General features: G+C 62.4%; 15 protein-coding genes, 1 rRNA gene and 1 riboswitch. Of the genes, 10 read left to right on the top strand and 6 right to left on the bottom strand.

Annotated elements, in window-relative coordinates:
* Positions 1 to 95: ribosomal RNA gene (locus tag FNU79_RS12700) — 16S ribosomal RNA — on the top strand; the annotation flags it as partial.
* A 167-nt stretch (positions 96 to 262) separates the two neighbouring features.
* Positions 263 to 964: a metal-dependent transcriptional regulator gene (locus tag FNU79_RS12695; protein ID WP_143721188.1), complete on the top strand. Its 702-nt coding sequence runs from the start codon at positions 263 to 265 to the stop codon at positions 962 to 964.
* A gap of 15 nt (positions 965 to 979) precedes the next feature.
* Here FNU79_RS12695 and FNU79_RS12690 read toward each other — a convergent pair whose 3' ends face one another.
* Positions 980 to 1,726 (bottom strand): thioredoxin domain-containing protein, encoded by a 747-nt coding sequence (locus tag FNU79_RS12690; protein ID WP_143721187.1) that lies wholly within the window; start codon positions 1,724 to 1,726, stop codon positions 980 to 982.
* Positions 1,727 to 2,097: 371 nt separating this feature from the next.
* Here FNU79_RS12690 and FNU79_RS12685 point away from each other — a divergent pair, with 371 nt between their 5' ends.
* The 5 genes from FNU79_RS12685 to uvsE all read left to right on the top strand — a co-directional run bounded on the left by FNU79_RS12685 (position 2,098) and on the right by uvsE (position 5,778).
* Positions 2,098 to 2,616 carry a hypothetical protein gene (locus tag FNU79_RS12685; RefSeq protein WP_143721186.1) on the top strand — a complete coding sequence of 173 codons (519 nt, stop codon included), beginning with the start codon at positions 2,098 to 2,100 and terminating at the stop codon, positions 2,614 to 2,616.
* Between the two features lie 112 nt (positions 2,617 to 2,728).
* Positions 2,729 to 4,096, top strand: coding sequence for an FAD-dependent oxidoreductase (locus FNU79_RS12680; protein WP_143721185.1), 1,368 nt, complete (start codon positions 2,729 to 2,731; stop codon positions 4,094 to 4,096).
* Between the two features lie 122 nt (positions 4,097 to 4,218).
* Positions 4,219 to 4,740, top strand: a complete 522-nt coding sequence (locus FNU79_RS12675) for a gluconokinase (protein ID WP_225430056.1) — start codon at positions 4,219 to 4,221, stop codon at positions 4,738 to 4,740.
* Between the two features lie 4 nt (positions 4,741 to 4,744).
* Positions 4,745 to 4,894, top strand: coding sequence for a DUF2256 domain-containing protein (locus FNU79_RS19800; RefSeq protein ID WP_143721184.1), 150 nt, complete (start codon positions 4,745 to 4,747; stop codon positions 4,892 to 4,894).
* The gene (uvsE, locus tag FNU79_RS12665; RefSeq protein WP_143721183.1) at positions 4,867 to 5,778 is read left to right on the top strand and encodes a UV DNA damage repair endonuclease UvsE; all 912 of its coding nucleotides are present in this window, start codon (positions 4,867 to 4,869) and stop codon (positions 5,776 to 5,778) included. Before FNU79_RS19800 ends, uvsE begins: the two co-directional genes overlap by 28 nt.
* 17 nt (positions 5,779 to 5,795) lie before the next feature.
* Here uvsE and FNU79_RS12660 read toward each other — a convergent pair whose 3' ends face one another.
* From FNU79_RS12660 to pheS, 5 genes are all read right to left on the bottom strand, one after another.
* Positions 5,796 to 6,323, bottom strand: coding sequence for a DUF1697 domain-containing protein (locus tag FNU79_RS12660; protein WP_143721182.1), 528 nt, complete (start codon positions 6,321 to 6,323; stop codon positions 5,796 to 5,798).
* A 3-nt stretch (positions 6,324 to 6,326) separates the two neighbouring features.
* Positions 6,327 to 7,745 (bottom strand): MATE family efflux transporter, encoded by a 1,419-nt coding sequence (locus FNU79_RS12655; RefSeq protein ID WP_225430055.1) that lies wholly within the window; start codon positions 7,743 to 7,745, stop codon positions 6,327 to 6,329.
* Between the two features lie 95 nt (positions 7,746 to 7,840).
* Complete coding sequence (gene pheT / locus FNU79_RS12650) at positions 7,841 to 10,300, bottom strand: phenylalanine--tRNA ligase subunit beta (protein WP_143721181.1); 2,460 nt, start codon at positions 10,298 to 10,300, stop codon at positions 7,841 to 7,843.
* A 13-nt stretch (positions 10,301 to 10,313) separates the two neighbouring features.
* On the bottom strand, positions 10,314 to 10,832 hold the full coding sequence (locus tag FNU79_RS12645) for an NUDIX hydrolase (protein WP_143721180.1): 519 nt from the start codon (positions 10,830 to 10,832) through the stop codon (positions 10,314 to 10,316).
* A 200-nt stretch (positions 10,833 to 11,032) separates the two neighbouring features.
* Positions 11,033 to 12,052, bottom strand: a complete 1,020-nt coding sequence (pheS, locus tag FNU79_RS12640) for a phenylalanine--tRNA ligase subunit alpha (RefSeq protein ID WP_143721179.1) — start codon at positions 12,050 to 12,052, stop codon at positions 11,033 to 11,035.
* A gap of 162 nt (positions 12,053 to 12,214) precedes the next feature.
* Positions 12,215 to 12,396: riboswitch (cobalamin riboswitch) on the top strand.
* Between the two features lie 137 nt (positions 12,397 to 12,533).
* Here pheS and FNU79_RS12635 point away from each other — a divergent pair.
* From FNU79_RS12635 to FNU79_RS12625, 3 genes are read left to right on the top strand one after another with little or no spacing between them, the layout of a single operon-like run.
* Positions 12,534 to 13,391 (top strand): ABC transporter substrate-binding protein, encoded by an 858-nt coding sequence (locus FNU79_RS12635; RefSeq protein WP_143721178.1) that lies wholly within the window; start codon positions 12,534 to 12,536, stop codon positions 13,389 to 13,391.
* A gap of 38 nt (positions 13,392 to 13,429) precedes the next feature.
* Entirely contained in the window at positions 13,430 to 14,446 is a 1,017-nt protein-coding gene (locus FNU79_RS12630; protein WP_225430054.1) for a FecCD family ABC transporter permease, read from the top strand.
* Positions 14,446 to 15,234, top strand: a complete 789-nt coding sequence (locus tag FNU79_RS12625) for an ABC transporter ATP-binding protein (protein ID WP_143721177.1) — start codon at positions 14,446 to 14,448, stop codon at positions 15,232 to 15,234. Before FNU79_RS12630 ends, FNU79_RS12625 begins: the two co-directional genes overlap by 1 nt.
* The last annotated feature ends 5 nt before the right edge of the window (positions 15,235 to 15,239 follow it).

The raw sequence follows: 15,239 nt of genomic DNA, 5'->3' as shown, positions 1-15,239 counted from the left end.
GAGCCGAAAGGCAGGCGTCTAGGCTGTGGTTGGTGACTAGGGTGAAGTCGTAACAAGGTAACTGTACCGGAAGGTGCGGTTGGATCACCTCCTTTCATTGCTCCTCATGTCACTCGCTAACGAATACTGCTTTTCTAAAAGGCCCATAACTTCATTGTTGTGGGCCTTTTTCCTTGTTATTTCTTGAAGAATTTGAAGCGCTCAAATAATTTGATGAGCGCTTCTCATCCACCCAATTTGAGTGGCGACTAAACTATGAGCTATGATTGTTGCCGAGACGAGTGTCCAAGTGCCTGAGCTTTCCCGCTCGGCTCAAGACTATTTGAAGCAGCTTTACGTCTTGGGTGAGCGCGAAGAGCGGGTCAATACGCAGGCGCTGGCTGACGCCATGAAAGTGACGCCCGCGAGCGCGACGGGGATGATCCGCAAGCTCGCTGAACTCGGCCTCGTGCAGCATACGGCTTACCAAGGCGCAGTCCTGACCTTAAAGGGTGAGCAGTTGGCCCTCGAGATGGTGCGGCACCACCGCTTGATCGAAGCGTATCTTCATCAGGCGCTCAACTATCCGCTTGATGAACTCCATGACGAAGCCGAGCGGCTTGAACACGTGATCAGCGAACGCTTAGAAGCGCGGATGGCCGCGTTTTTGGGCCATCCCAGCCACGATCCTCACGGCGACCCGATTCCCACACTTGAGGGGGTGTTGCCGCTGCGCGAAGACCGCCCGCTGACGGCCCTCAAAGTGGGTGCTCTGGCGCTGGTGGTGCGTGTTCCGGACGGTGATCCGGCGCAGCTCCGCGCCCTGATGACTGCTGGGCTGACACCGGGGGCGAGCATACGCGTCAGCCGCATAGAACCGGCCTTCGGGACGTTGACACTGATGGTCGGTGATACCGAGCGCACTCTGGCGCTGACAGTGGCGGCCCACGTTTTTGTGGGCATCAACGCCGAGCCTGTGACCTGAGTTGAGTGGAGCGCCTTACTGACTTGCTGCTTCTACCGCCGCGCTGATAGCCTCCAAGCTGTTTTGGGCCACCAATTTGCCGCCGACAAAAATGCTGGGCGTGCTGCTGACTCCGGCGGCCAGAATCTGTTTTTGATCGTTGAGCACCCGGGCTTTGGTGGCGTCGCTGTCTAAGCATTGACCGAATTTGGTTTGATTCAGTTTCGCTAGGCTGCTGGCGAGTTGCTTGAGCTTGTCTTTGGTGGCCCAGACGCGGGTTTCGTCTTCCTGACTGCCGAACAGCAGTTTGGAATAAGCAAAATACCCGGCGCTCTCCTGTTGATCGTAGACGCACTTGGCGGCCTCGGCGGCCAGCAGCGAATCGTCAATGGGCAAGTTCCGCGCTTTGGCCAAAAAGGGCCAGGTCAGCGAAGCGACTTTGAGCGTGCCGCTGTCCACATATTTGCTGATGAGCTGCGGCATGACGCTGGCCTCGAAGGCGCGGCAAGCCGGACACTTGAAATCTTCGACGACAACCATCGTCACGGGGGCGTCGGCTTGGCCGAGGAGGGGTTGACCAGTCAGGTCAAAGGTTCGCACGGCGCTGCTGGTTTGATCGCTGGGCCGCAAGAAAAACACCACTGCGGCGATGAGGAAGGCGGCCAGCAGCGTGCCGATTACCAGTCCAGTACCACTGGAGGGCGCTTTCTTTTTGGGCGGCGGCGGAGATCTGCGGCCTTGCTTGCGGTGCTTGGACACTTGGTTCTTTTTGAGCTTTGCCATTCGGGCAGTCTAGCGGAGCGGCTGGCTGGCTGCCCTGGCGGGGATTGGTGCCGTTTGCGGATGGGTTCTCAAAAGTGTCAAGGGCGCTGGTGTGAACCAGATTCAGCCAAGCAAACATGCTGCCGTCAAAGCCACTGCACTGAGCGCGTTTGCGGAGCTGGGCTGGTCAGGCAGAGTTTGCGCGGAAGGCGAGGGGAGAATCTGGCTGGTGGATCTGAATGTCTCATGCGTTGCCTGTCTCTGGCTTTCTGGGCTTACGTCGGAGCGTGGGGTGCGGCTGATCTTTCAGTTCAAACTGCTGTTTTGACAATTTTTTAACAGCCTCTTTTCTAGGATGCAGGATGTTTCATTCCCCATTCAAAAGGAGAATCATGAATCGTCTCGTTATCCCGGTGGTGCTCCTCAGTTCGATGCTGACCCAGTTCGCCTTCGCCCAAAGCGGCTTACTCAAGCAGTGGGCCAGCGCGGTGGTGACGCGCAGTTCGGAATATGGCGCGGACAATTGGGGCGCTAAGCAGGCGCTCGGCGAACCCAATACCATGACGTATGGCGATAACGGCACCGCTTGGGCTTCGGCCACCAGAAACGGCGTTCCCCAGTCCATTACGGTCAGCTTTAAGCAGCCGGTGTACGCCAGCGCCGTGTTGGTGCGTGAAACTTATGGCAACGGCTTTGTGACCAAAATTTTTGCCATCGATCCTCAAGGTGGCGTTCATCAAGTTTGGGCCGGCCAAGACAAAACTCAGCCGAATTACACGGTGAATTTTATCGCCACCTTTCCCAAGACCACTTACCTGGTCAAGGCGGTGAAAGTGGTGATTGATCCCAACCACGACCAAAATGCTTATGAGGAGATTGACGCCATTCAGCTTCACGGCAGCTTAGAGTAACGGCACAGCGGTGGGCACGCCCCCTAATGTGTTGCCGCAAAGCTAAAGCTGCTGGGGCCTGAATCGGAGGACAGCGGCGGCCTCCAGCCACGGCTGAGTTAGTCTGGTCTGTATGCGAATTGTCATTGTGGGTGGCGTGGCGGCGGGCATGAGCGCGGCCACCAGAGCCAAGCGCCAAAACCCGCAGGCCGAAGTGGTGGTTTTTGAGCGTGGCGATTACATCAGCTACGGCGCGTGTGGCCTGCCTTATGTGATCGGCGGCGACGTGGAGAGTTTCGGGAAATTGGTGGCCCGCACTCCCGAACGGATGCGCGGCGAGGGCATCGGCGTGCGGCTGCGCCATGAGGTCACGGGCGTGGACGCTAAGGCGCAGACCATCACGGTTTGTGAGGCGGGTGGCGCGGCCCGCACCGAGCCGTATGACCGCTTGCTGCTGGCGACTGGCGTTTCAGCTGTTCGCCCCGACTGGGCCGAGACAGGAGCAGCGGGCATCCACGTGCTGCGCGATATCCCCGACGGCGAGGCGATTGAAGCCAGCCTCAAGGATGCCAAGCGGGCCATCATCGTGGGCGGCGGCTACATCGGGTTGGAGTTGGCGGAAGCGCTGCGTAGACGCGGCCTGAGCGTGGTGCTGTTGGAGCGCGGGCCGAGCGTGGCGGGGCGCATCCTCGACCCCGAGTATCAGCGCCGGGTGCAGCAGGAGCTGGATAAAAATGAAGTGGACGTGCGCTGCGGCGTCAATGTGGAGGCCGTGACCGTCAAGGACGGGCGGGTCAGCGGCGTGCAGACGTCCGGCGGCCTGGTGCGGGGTGACGTGTTGATCGTGGCCGTCGGCGTGCGGCCCAACGTGGCGCTGGCGCAGTCGGCGGGCGTGGGCATCGGCAAGACGGGGGCCATCCGGGTCAGTAGCCGCCAAGAGACCAACGTGGCGCACATCTATGCGGCGGGCGACAACACCGAGAGTGTCAACCGCGTGACCCGCCGCAAAGTGCATGTGCCGCTGGGCCTGACCGCCAACCGGATGGGCCGGGTGGCGGGCGTCAACATGGCGGGCGGCGAAGCGCACTTTCCCGGCATCGTGGGCAGCGCCATCTTCAAGACCTTTGATCTGGGCGTGGCCCGCAGCGGCCTGACCCAACACGAGGCCGACGCGCTGGGCCTCGACGCCGTGAGCGTGGACGTCGAAAGTACGGATCACGCCGGATACTACGTGGACGCCGCTCCGATAGCCGTGCGCCTGACTGCCGAGCGCAGCACGGGCCGACTGCTGGGGTCACAGATTCTGGGACATCCCAGCAGCGTCAAGCGGATAGATGTGATCGCCGCTTTGCTGCACTCACGCGGTAAAATTCGTGACCTCGCCGAGGTGGACTTGGCCTACGCCCCGCCTTTTTCAAGCGTGTGGGACGTGCTGTTGGTGGCGGCAGGCAAGCTTCACAAAGCCGCACAGCAGCCAAAAAAGGAAACGTCGATGCGCTGAGGCAGCGGAGAGGAAACAGCCCCCAAAAAGAGCTGTAGAACGAGCACCCTTTTTCTCCTTACTCCGTCCCCTTGTGCTTTACCTTGCAGATGCCTGCGGCGTCAGCGTCCTAGCGTAGGGCCATGTCTGTTTCTCCCTTTGCCCAACTGATTGTGATGGGCGTGTCCGGCTCCGGCAAAACCACGCTGGGGCGCGGCCTCTCGGCGCATTACGGCTTCCCCTTCTTGGATGCCGATGACTTCCATACTCCTGAGGCCAAAGCCAAGATGGCAAGCGGCGAGGGGCTGACCGACGCTGACCGCGCTCCCTGGCTGGCCCGCCTCAAAACGGCGCTGGACGAGTCGGCGGCCAAAAGCGGGGGTGTAGTGCTGGCTTGCTCGGCGCTCAAGTCCAGTTACCGGACAACACTCGGAGGCCCGCAAACGGGTTTTGTTTTTCTGGATGTGCCGCCCGAGGTGCTGCGCTCAAGGTTGGAAGAGCGCCAGGGCAGTTACGCCAAAGTCTCACTGCTGCCCAGCCAACTCGCCACGCTGGAGGAGCCGGACGCCGGAGACGCGCTTACCGTCCACGTCAAAGCGGATGAGGATGCTGGTCTGGTTTTGGCAGACGCCCTGAGGCAGTTGGACGCGCTCAGTGGCAGGTAAGACGATGGGCGGCGGCAAAAAGCCTTCCGAGCGGCCTCAAAAAATCTGCCCGGTGTGTGGCCGCCCGTTTGCCTGGCGCAAAAAGTGGGAGCGTGACTGGGACAAGGTGATCTACTGTTCCGACAAATGCCGAATGAAGGGCGTGACCAAGTGACGGCCCCGCTGCGCCCCGCTTACGGCCTCGTCTGCATGACGCAGGGGCCAGAGCTGCGCTTCCGCACCATCACCCTCAAACGTTACCGGATGTTGGAGGTGGCAGAGCGCTACGCCGCCCTGCGCGACCTCTACGCCTCTAACACCGCCAAGCTGAGAAGCGCGGCGGGTTACTGCACAGCCCACGGCATCCAACTGTTCCGGATGTCGGCGGCCCTCTACCCGATGCTCGATCTGCTGGATGACCCTACCGGAAAGGCTGTGCTGGACGAACTCGCGCCCGAACTGCTGGCGGTTGGACAAGCCTTCGGGGACGCGGGCATTCGGGTGCTGATTCACCCGGATCAGTACATCGTCCTCAACTCGGAGCGGCCTGAAGTGCGCCAGAGCAGCTTGCACCAATTTTTGACCCACGCCGACGTGCTCGACCGGCTCGGCTTCGAGCGCAGCCCCTACCACTGCATGATCCTCCACGGCGGCAAAGGGGGGCGCGGCGAGGTGCTGGCCGAGGTGATCCGCGACCTGCCCGACGCGGCCCGCTTGCGGCTGGTGCTGGAAAACGACGAACGCGCTTACAGTCCCGCCGAGCTGCTGCCGGTGTGTCAGGCGACGGGCATACCGCTGGTCTTTGACGCCCATCACCACGTCGTCCACGACAAGCTGGAGAGTCAGGAAGATCCCAGCGTGCGCGAGTGGGTGCTGCTGACCCGCGCCACCTGGGCGCCGCCCGCATGGCAAGTCGTCCACCTCAGCAACGGCATCGAGGGGCCGCAAGATCGCCGCCACAGCCACCTGATCGCCGATTTGCCCAGCGCTTACTTTGATGTGCCGTGGATCGAAGTGGAGGCTAAAGGCAAAGAGGAAGCGGTGCTGGGGCTGATGTAGCGGGCGGCAGCGGGCAGCTAAGTACCCGTCACCAGTTCGCCCAATTTCAGTACCGTGCGCCAGTTGCGGGTCGTCGCGCCGACTTTGAGCTTGTCGGCATTGAGCTTGCTCTGACTCAGGCCGCCGGGCGTGTGGAGGTAAAGATGTAACCCGTCATGCGTCCACTCGTCTGTCCATTCTTCTGTACCGATGGCAACGGCTCTCAGCGCCGTCAAGCCTGCTTCCTGCGGTATGGCGTCCAGAGATGAAACATGCACTTTGCTGCTGTCGGCCTCGGCTTGTTCGGGGTAGGGGTTGCGGGCGATAACCACTTGCCACTGCTCGGCGCTCCTCAACGTCACCGCCACTGAAAACCCAAATTCGCGCTCAAGAGCGGCTTCCAAGTCGGCGCGGTTTGTCTCACCCTCAAACACCAGATTGCCGCTTTGGATGTAGGTTTGCACTTTGGTAAGGCCCAAGCTTTGCGCCACCGCTTTAAGAGCCGCCATCGGCACTTTGCGGTTGCCGCCCACGTTGACGCCGCGCAACAGGGCGATCGTCGGCATGACTCAGTGCCCCGCCGTGATGGGCGCTTCACCTTCGCCCGTGTAGATGTGCTGCTCCCACCTGATTTTCTTGGCTCGCCAGATGAAGATGAACATTTTGGCGGTTTCTTCGAGTCCACGGGCGATCAGGAGGCCCCAGAAGCCCAGTCCCAGCGGAAAAGCCAGCAGGTACGCCAGTGGCAGGCCCACCACGAAGGCAGCCACCGCGTCGCCGATCAGCACGCCGCGTGGGTCGTTTGCGCCGGGCAATATCCCGATGCCCAGCAGGATGTTTTGCACCTTGATGATTTGAAAAGCGGCGTTGACCAAAATAGAAATGAGGGCGATATGCCGCACGTCTGCGTCCACTTGCGGAAAGAGGAGGCCCAGAAGCGGCGCGGTGAGGGCAAACAGTGCGCCCGCTCCCAGCGCCACCACCAGACCCGAGCGCCGGATTTTGTGTGCCCAGGCCGCCGCGCCCGCCGCACTGCCGCGTCCCAACGATTGCCCGATCAGCACGGTGGCTGCTGAGCCGAGACCCAGTGAGGCCACGATGAAGACGCCCTCCAGGGTGTTGCTGATCTGCATGGCGGCCAGCGTGTTGGTGCTGATTCGTCCGGCCAGCAGCGCGTAAAGGAACGTGCCGCCGCTCCAGGCCAGCTCGGTGGCGGCCATCGGCAAGCTCAGCGGAATCAGCGGAGCGAGAACGCTTTCCCAGTTGGCCAGCGTGCGCGGCAAAGTGGCGTCCAAGATGCCGCGTCCGTAGGTCTGCCAGACCAGTAGACCTGCCCGCAGCGCATACGACGCGGTGGTGGCAATGCCGACGCCCACCACGCCCAGTTTGGGAAAGGGGCCGAAACCGGTGACCAGCGCGTAGCCCAGCACGGTATTGAGAATGACCGCCACAATGGTAATGGTCATGGGGGTGCGGGCGTGGCCGGTGGAACGCAGCGCCCCGCTGAAAATGGCTGCCGCCGTGACGAACGGCAATGAGATAGCGACCACACTCAGAAAAGGCCCGCCTGCTCCGGCGACTTCTGGCGTGGCCCCAATGGAACGCAAAAAGCCTGCACCGCCCAGAATCAGCGGCACGGCCAGCACCCCCGACACCAGCGTGCCGAGAACCAGCGCCGCGCCGAACAGCCGCGAAGCTCCGGATTTGTCGCCTGCGCCGTGCGCCCGCGCCACCAGAATGCTGGTGCCTGCGCCGATGGCATTGAGGGTAAAAAATAAGATCAGGGTGACGCTGTTGGCAAAGCCCACGCCCGCCACCGCCAGCGTGCCGAGCAGCGCCACGATAATCTGATCCACAAAGCCCAGCGCCAACTGCGCCACAAATTCTAAGCTGACGGGCAGGGCAATCTTGACGAGGTCGCGGGTGGGGGTGGGCGGCGCTGGTTCGGCGGGCTGGGCAGCGGACAGGGAAGGGGAAAGCAAACTCACCCGCACAGTGTAGGCGGGTGAGGTGGGCAGCAGGTCAGGGTGGGGAGTAGGGGAAATGGCTCAGCAGAGGGAGTGATGGAGCAAAGCAGTTGCCCTCACTTTTCCCGAATGGCCCAGCCTGCCGCCCGCACTGCGCCGATCAGCCGTTCCATGATCGGGTCGACCTCGCTGTCGCTAAGGGTTTTCTCGCCACGGAAGGTGAGGTGCACGGCCACGCTGCGCTGCCCCTCCGGAATCTGCTCGCCTACGTAAACGTCGAACGGTTCCAGGCTTTCCAGCTGCGGCCCGGCTTCCTTCCTGAGCAGCGCGGCCACCTCGCCGTAGCTGACTGTTTGCAGCGCGATGACGGCCAAATCACGCCAGGCAGCTGGAGCGCGGCTGGGGTCGCTGAAGGCCCACTCGGCGGCGGGCAGCGGCAAGCTGACTTCCAGCAGGTAGGTGTCACCCTTGAGACCGTACCCCTGGGCAATTTCGGGGTGGAGTGCGCCCAGCCAGCCGACCGGCTGATTGTTCCAGACGATTTCGCCCGCGATGCCGGGATGCAAGGCCGCTGGTACGTCCGCGCCGCGCAGTTGACGAATCTCCAAGCTCGCTCCCTGCCCCGCCGCCAGCGATTCCAGCAGGCCCTTGAAGGCGGCGAAACTTCCGGCCACGCCCGCCTGATGGGTGTTCGGGGCCAGAGGCCCGCGCAGCAGCAATCCCAGTTTCTCGATTTCGCCCGACGCGGGGAAGATGCGCCCGATTTCGAACAGCAGCACCCGCTCGCCTTTGGGGCGGTTCTGGGCGGCTTTCAGCAAACTGGGATACAAAGCAGTGCGCAGGCCGGTGCGCTCGGCAGTCAGCGGATTTTGCAGCCGGACACTGGGGGCCTCGCTGCGGGCCTGCTCGGCTTCCGGGTCGCTGGTGAAGGTGTAGGTCACCACTTCCTGAGCGCCGAGTCCGGCCAGTGCGCCCTTGAGGCTGCGCCGCGCCGCGCTGACGGCTCCCGCGCCGTGGTTGTCGGGGTGGGGGCTGAAAGTGGGCAGGGTCTCGGGCAACTCGGCGTAGCCGTGCAGGCGGGCGACTTCCTCGGCTAGGTCCTGCCACACCACCATATCGACCCGCCAGCTCGGGGGCGTGACAGTTAAGGTGTCGCCGTCCCGTTTCACCTGTGCGCCCAGACGCATCAGGATGTCCACCATTTCGCCGGTGTCAACGTGCATCCCCAGCAGGCCGCGCACCTGTTCGCCGGTCACCTGAATGTCAGCGGGGAGGTCGGGCGTGCCCACCGTCGTCAGGCCCGCTTCTGCTGTGCCGCCGCCGTACTGGGTGAGTAGCTCGGCCACCCGGTTGGCCCCGCGAGGCGAGAGCATCGGGTCAACGCCGCGTTCGTAGCGGTACACCGCGTCGGTTTTGAGGCCCAGCCGGGTGGCGGTGCGCCGCAGCAGCACCGGGTCGAAGTGCGCCGACTCGATCACGACTTCCGAGGTATCCGCCCGCACGTGTCCGTGGTCGCCGCCCATGATGCCCGCGATGCCGAGCACGCCGCCGTCGGTCTGCGGAGTCTGGGCAGTCTGGAAGGCGTCGGCCACGCTCATCACGCCGCGCTCGCGTCCGTCCAGAATTAGCAAGTCTTCGGGGCCAACCTGATGCGTGCCGCCCATCAGATCTTTGACATGCTCGCCCTGCCGCAGACCGAACGACACCAGAATTTTGTCGTTGGTCACGTCGCGGCGGTCATACAAAGCCGTCGGCTGACCGAGTTCCAGCATCACGTAATTGCTGCTGTCCACGATCAGGTCAATCGAGCGCATTCCGGCCAGGGTCAGGCGGCGCTGCATTTCCACCGGCGCGGGGCCGTTCCTGACGCCGCTGACGGTGCGGGCCGAGAAGTGATCGGAGCCGAAGCGCAGCTTTTTGGATGGGTCGCGCTCCAGCGTGACGGCGCGGGGCGGCAGAGTCACTTCAATCTGGCCCTTGCCGTTGGCGGCCAAGCCCATTGACGGCTCCTTCAGCTCCAGCTTGAGGAAGGCCGCCAGATCGCGGGCCACGCCTAGCACGCTCAGGGCGTCGGAACGGTTGGGGGTGATCTCTATGTCCAGCACGCTGTCGGCGGGCCAGACATCGGCCAGCGGCGTGCCGACTGGGGCCGTGCCTGCCGGAAACAGCAGCAAGCCCGCGCTGCTCTCACCGATGCCGAGTTCCTTGGCGCTGGCGGCCATGCCCCACGACTCCACGCCTTGCAGGGTGCGAACGCCGTATTCCATATCGCCCAGTTTGGTGCCGGGAATGACCAGCGCCAGCATCGTTCCAGCACGCAGGCCCACGGCGTTTGGCGCTCCACTGGCAATCGTTTTCTGGCCGTGTGGGCCGGTGTCGAGCGTGAGCTTGGTCAGTTGCGTGCCGGGCATGGCGGCAGCCTCGGTGACGGTGACCAGCAGCACCCCGGCTGGCGGTGCGGGGGCGGGGTCAATGCCTTCCAGCGGCAGGCCGAGCTGGGCGAAGATGGGTTCAAGTGTATTGATAGGGGGGAGTTGGGGAATCAGTTCTTGGAGCCAGGAATAGGGGAGTTTCATGGATTGTCCTTTTTTAGTGGGCGTCTAGATACTTCATCAGGGCATTGATATGAAGTGGATAGAAGTCTGCTGGGCTGTTCTGGAGCTGCGCTTTGCACTCCTCAGTAGATACCCAGCGAATGTCTTGCGCCTCAGATGAACTTCTGAGCATTTCTCCTTCGGCTTGACAGAGAAACGTCTGCAAGATGATGGAGTAACCACCCGAAAGATTTTGCGTCGTGCAAAAAGATGTGAAGCTCATCACCTTGTAGCCGTTGACTGTGCGAACGGTCTGCTCGTTTTCGCCTTGAATGTTGAGGAGAGACAGCCCCGTTTCTTCCCGGACTTCACGCCTGAGCGCGTCAAAAATGTTTTCGTACTCTCGCACTTTTCCAGCAGGCACTTCTAGCATGCCGTTCTCAATGCCGCCGCTCTTTTTTTGGCGTTCCTGAATCAGAATCTGAGATTGACCATCAATTTCACGGTGGATAATTGCACCAACGCAGGGGATGGCAAAGGTTTCAGTCGACACGCGCAGCGAACTAGTATTCATCTATTCCTGACTCTAGATGCGTTTTGGAGTTCAGTCATCTAAATTTGCCCACACTTCCAATCCTGCTGCTTCAAAGTCAGAGTTAAGATCATCCATCGTTCCCGCGACTTCAGCGGCGTAAGCAGTCATCTCGGCACGAATCTGTTCCATCTTCCGCTGCCATGCGGCTTCTTGCCGTGCCAATTCCGCTGTATCCTCACTCACCCCAACGTTCCCCGAAACTGCCCGATCACCTTCGGGTCGTTGGCGTAGAAGTAGCGGATGTCAGGAATGCCGTACTTGAGCATGGCGATCCGCTCCGGCCCCAGCCCGAAGGCAAAGCCAGTCTTGCCCTCGTAGATGCGCTCCTTGCCCGCCGCCTCGCGCAGATCGTTCACGGCCTTAAACACGTTCGGATGCACCATGCCGCAGCCGCCCAGCTCCAGCCACTTGCTCTCGCCACGTGGGTTTTCCCACCACACCGCGAAGTCGGCTCCCGGCTCGGTGAAGGGGTAGTAGCTCGGTTGAAAGCGGACTTTGGCCCGCGCCCCGAACAGTCCCCGAGCCATCTCGGCCACCGTGCCCTTGAGGTCGCTCATCTTGATGCCGTCGCCCACCACTAGGCCTTCGAGTTGGTGAAACATGGCCTCGTGGGTGGCGTCGGTGGCCTCGTAACGGTAGACCTTACCGCGTGCCACGATCTTGAGGGGCGGCGTGTGATCCACCATGTAGCGAATCTGCATCGGGGAGGTGTGGGTCCTGAGTAGTCTGCCGTCTTCTAGCCAGAAGGTGTCCTGGAGGTCGCGGGCCGGGTGATACCAGGGCACGTTGAGCGCCTCGAAGTTGTGGTGCTCGTCTTCCACTTCCGGCCCTTCCACCGTGTCGTAGCCCAGCCGGGTGAAAATCTCAATCAAATCGTCGTACACGCGGGTGATCGGATGCAGGCCGCCAGCGGGCAGATTCAAGCCCGGCAGGGTCACGTCAATCGCTTCCGAAGCCAAGCGGGCGTCCAGCGCGGCGCGTTTCAGCACCGTCTCGCGCTCGGTCAGGGCGCTGTCTAAGGCGGCCCGCACTGCGTTGATCTCGGCCCCGCGTGCCTTGCGCTCGTCGGGCGGCAGCTTGCCGAGGCTGCCGAGTTCCTTGGTGACGAGGCCGGACTTGCCCACGTATTTGGTCTTGACCTGTTGCAGCGCCTCGACGTCAGCGGCGGCGGCAATTTCTTGCAGTGCTTGTTCTTGCATACTTCTCCTCGTTCGGTCTGGGTGCGGCACAAAAAAAGCCCCGCCTGCAATGACATACAAGCGGGACAACGGGCGCTGGACTTTAAGCAGTCAGCGCGGCCCCGCGTTGCATAAACGGCGAAAGTGTACCGGCGCGGGGCGACATCTGCTTAGCCTAGCCGCTGAGTTGGTACGGGTCAAGGTGTAGGGCGAGCGGCGGTGTAGACTGAGGGCAGTGAGCGCAGGGGAAGCCCGGTGACGGCCTGTTTGGCCCATTCCGGCACTGTCGCGCAGCGGTAAGGAAGCCGAACACGCGTGAGCACGGCCTTCCGAGTCCGAATGCCTGCCTCGCCGCAGCGGCCCGCGCAGGGCTGACTGATGCAGCTAACCCCTCGCGGAAAGGGAAACGCTCGGCCTGTAGCAAACATACGGCTGGACGCTTATTTCCGCCCCCGATATCACTTCGGTGGGGCGGCTTTTCGGTTGGGGAGGAGGACTCCTCATGAACAAAGTGTTCTTTCTCAGTTCCGCGCTGCTTGGCGCTGCCCACGCCACTTCTTACCCGCTGACCCTCACCGACGATCTGGGCCGCAAAGTCACGCTGAAGGCTGAGCCGATGCGGATCGTCAGCTTTTTGCCCAGCGATTCTGAAACGCTGTGCGCCATCGGCGGCTGCGGCAAATTGGTGGGCGTCGACGAATACAGCGACTTTCCCGCCCAAGTCACCAAGTTGCCCAAAGTCGGCAATTTGTACCAGCCCAACATCGAAGCGGTGGTGGCCCTCCGGCCCGACATCGTGATCGTCAGCAAATACGGCGACCTGATTCAGCCGCTGACCAATGCCGGAATCACTGTAGTGGCGGTCAATCCTGAAACCTATGAAGAAGTGTTTTCCAAAACAATAATCCTGGGCAAAATAATCAACCGGGAAGCGCAGGCCAAAGCGCTGGTCATTCAGATGCGCCGCGACATCGCCAAAGTTGAAATCTTAACCAAGAACGCCGTTAAAAAGCCGACCGCTTATTACGAAATTGACCCCACGCCCTACACGGTTGGCCCCAACTCCTTTATCGGCGTGCTGCTGACCAAAGCGGGGGCCATCAATATCATTCCGGCCAGCTTGGGCGACTTTCCCAAGATCAGCCCTGAATTGGTGGTCAAGTCGGCCCCGCAGTTTATTTTTGGAATGAACCTCGCTGCCGCTAAAGCCCGCCCCGGCTGGAACACCATTCCCGCCGTCAAGCTGGGCCGTGTGGTGGAAGACAAAGCGCTCGATCAGCTCCTTTCCCGTCCGGGGCCACGTTTGCCGCAGGCGCTGGCAGGGCTGGCCAAAGTGGTGCATCCTGAACTGTTCAAGTAAGGTCGGGACGGGTGCAGAGCCGCAGGAGAGGGAGTGAAGTGAGCGCAGCGATTACAGTTTCTCGTCGTCTGGCGCTCATCTCTCTCCCCACCCTGCTGCTGCTCGCCGCCGCCCTCGTGACTGCCCTGCTGGCTGTCGGCCTCGGCAGCGTCCCTATCTCGCCCGCCGAAACCCTGCAGGCCATCAGGCATGGGCTGAGCGGAGCCGAACTGAGTGGCAACGACGTGATCGTTTGGCAACTGAGATTGCCGCGTGTGGCGCTGGGCTTTTTGGTGGGCGCGGCATTGGCTGTGAGCGGCGGGGCCTTTCAAGCCGTTTTCCGCAACCCGTTGGCCGACCCCTACCTGATGGGCGTGGCAAGTGGCGCGGGGCTGGGCGCGACGCTGGTGATCGCGCTGGGGCTGACGACCTTGTGGCTGCCGCTGTTTGCCCTCTCGGGGGCGCTGCTGAGCGTCTTTATCGCGCTGGCGATTGCCCGCGAAGGTGGCCGCTTGCCGCCCGCCCGCTTAATTCTGGCTGGCGTGGTGGTGGGCAGCATCCTCACGGCCTTCACCACTTACTTGCTGCTGCAAAGCGAAGACCGCATCCGTCAGGTCTTTGCCTTCACGCTGGGCAATCTGGCCTTCGCGGGCTGGCCGCAGGTGGGCCGCCTGCTGCCCTACGTGCTGATCGGTGGCGGGGTGCTGCTGCTGCTGTCCAAAGCCCTCAACACCTTGCAACTCGGAGACCTGACGGCCCGCAGTTTGGGCTTGCCGGTCGAGCGCCTGCGTCTGCTGGTCATCATCGCCGCGAGCCTCTGCACGGCGGGAGCGGTCAGTTACGCGGGCATTATCGGCTTCGTGGGATTGGTCACGCCCCATCTGGTGCGGCGGCTGTGGGGCGCGGACTACCGGGTGCTGCTGCCTGTTTCGGCAGTGGCGGGCGGCACCCTGCTGGTCTTGTCGGACTTGCTGGCCCGCACCCTGACCCGCCCCGCCGAGTTGCCGGTGGGTGTGGTCACGACTTTGCTGGGCGGCCCGTTTTTCCTTTATCTGCTTAGGCGGCAAAAAACATAATGCTGGAAGCACTCAACCTCTCGGTCAAGGCAGGCGATCTGCTGGCGGTGAAGCAAGTCAGCGCCGCTTTTGAACGCGGGCTCTTCTCGGCCATCATCGGGCCAAACGGAGCGGGCAAGTCCACGCTGATGCGGGCGCTGGCGGGCCTGACGCCGGTGCAGAGCGGCGAAGTCCAGTATCAGGGCCGCGCTTTGCCGGACTACTCGCGCCGTGAACGTGCCCGCTCGCTGGCGTATTTGGCCCAAACGGAAGCGCTGCCCACCGAAACCAAAGTGCGCGACGTGGTGGCGCTGGGGCGCGGAGCGGGCGAGTGGTTGTGGGGACTGTTTCCGCACCATCCGCTGTCTTTGGGCAGTCTCAGCTTGGATGATGAACAGGCCATCGACCGCGCCATGCAGCGCACCGACACCGCCCACTTTGCCGATAGAGCGGTGGCCGAATTGTCGGGCGGCGAGCAGCAGCGCGTGTCATTGGCCCGCGCTCTGGCTGCCAATCCACAGTTCTTGCTGCTGGACGAACCGACCAACCACCTCGATCTGGCCTACGCGCTGAACTTGATCGAAACGCTGCGGCAAGAAGCGGGGAGCGGCCTGGGCGTGGTGGCGGTGCTGCACGACCTCAACTTGGCCGCCCGCGCCGATCACCTGCTGCTGCTGCATCAAGGGCGAGTGGTGGCGCAGGGCAGCGCCGAAAGCGTGCTGACGCCCCAGCATTTGGCAGCGGTCTACGGCGTGCAGGTAGACGTGATTCGGCACGGAGGGCGCTTGGTGGTGGTGCCGGAGGGCTAAGCTGG

The sequence above is a fragment of the Deinococcus detaillensis genome (assembly GCF_007280555.1).
Lineage (GTDB): Bacteria > Deinococcota > Deinococci > Deinococcales > Deinococcaceae > Deinococcus > Deinococcus detaillensis.
The sequence above is the reverse complement of the archived record's forward strand: the minus strand, read 5'-3'. Positions and strand labels throughout refer to the sequence as shown.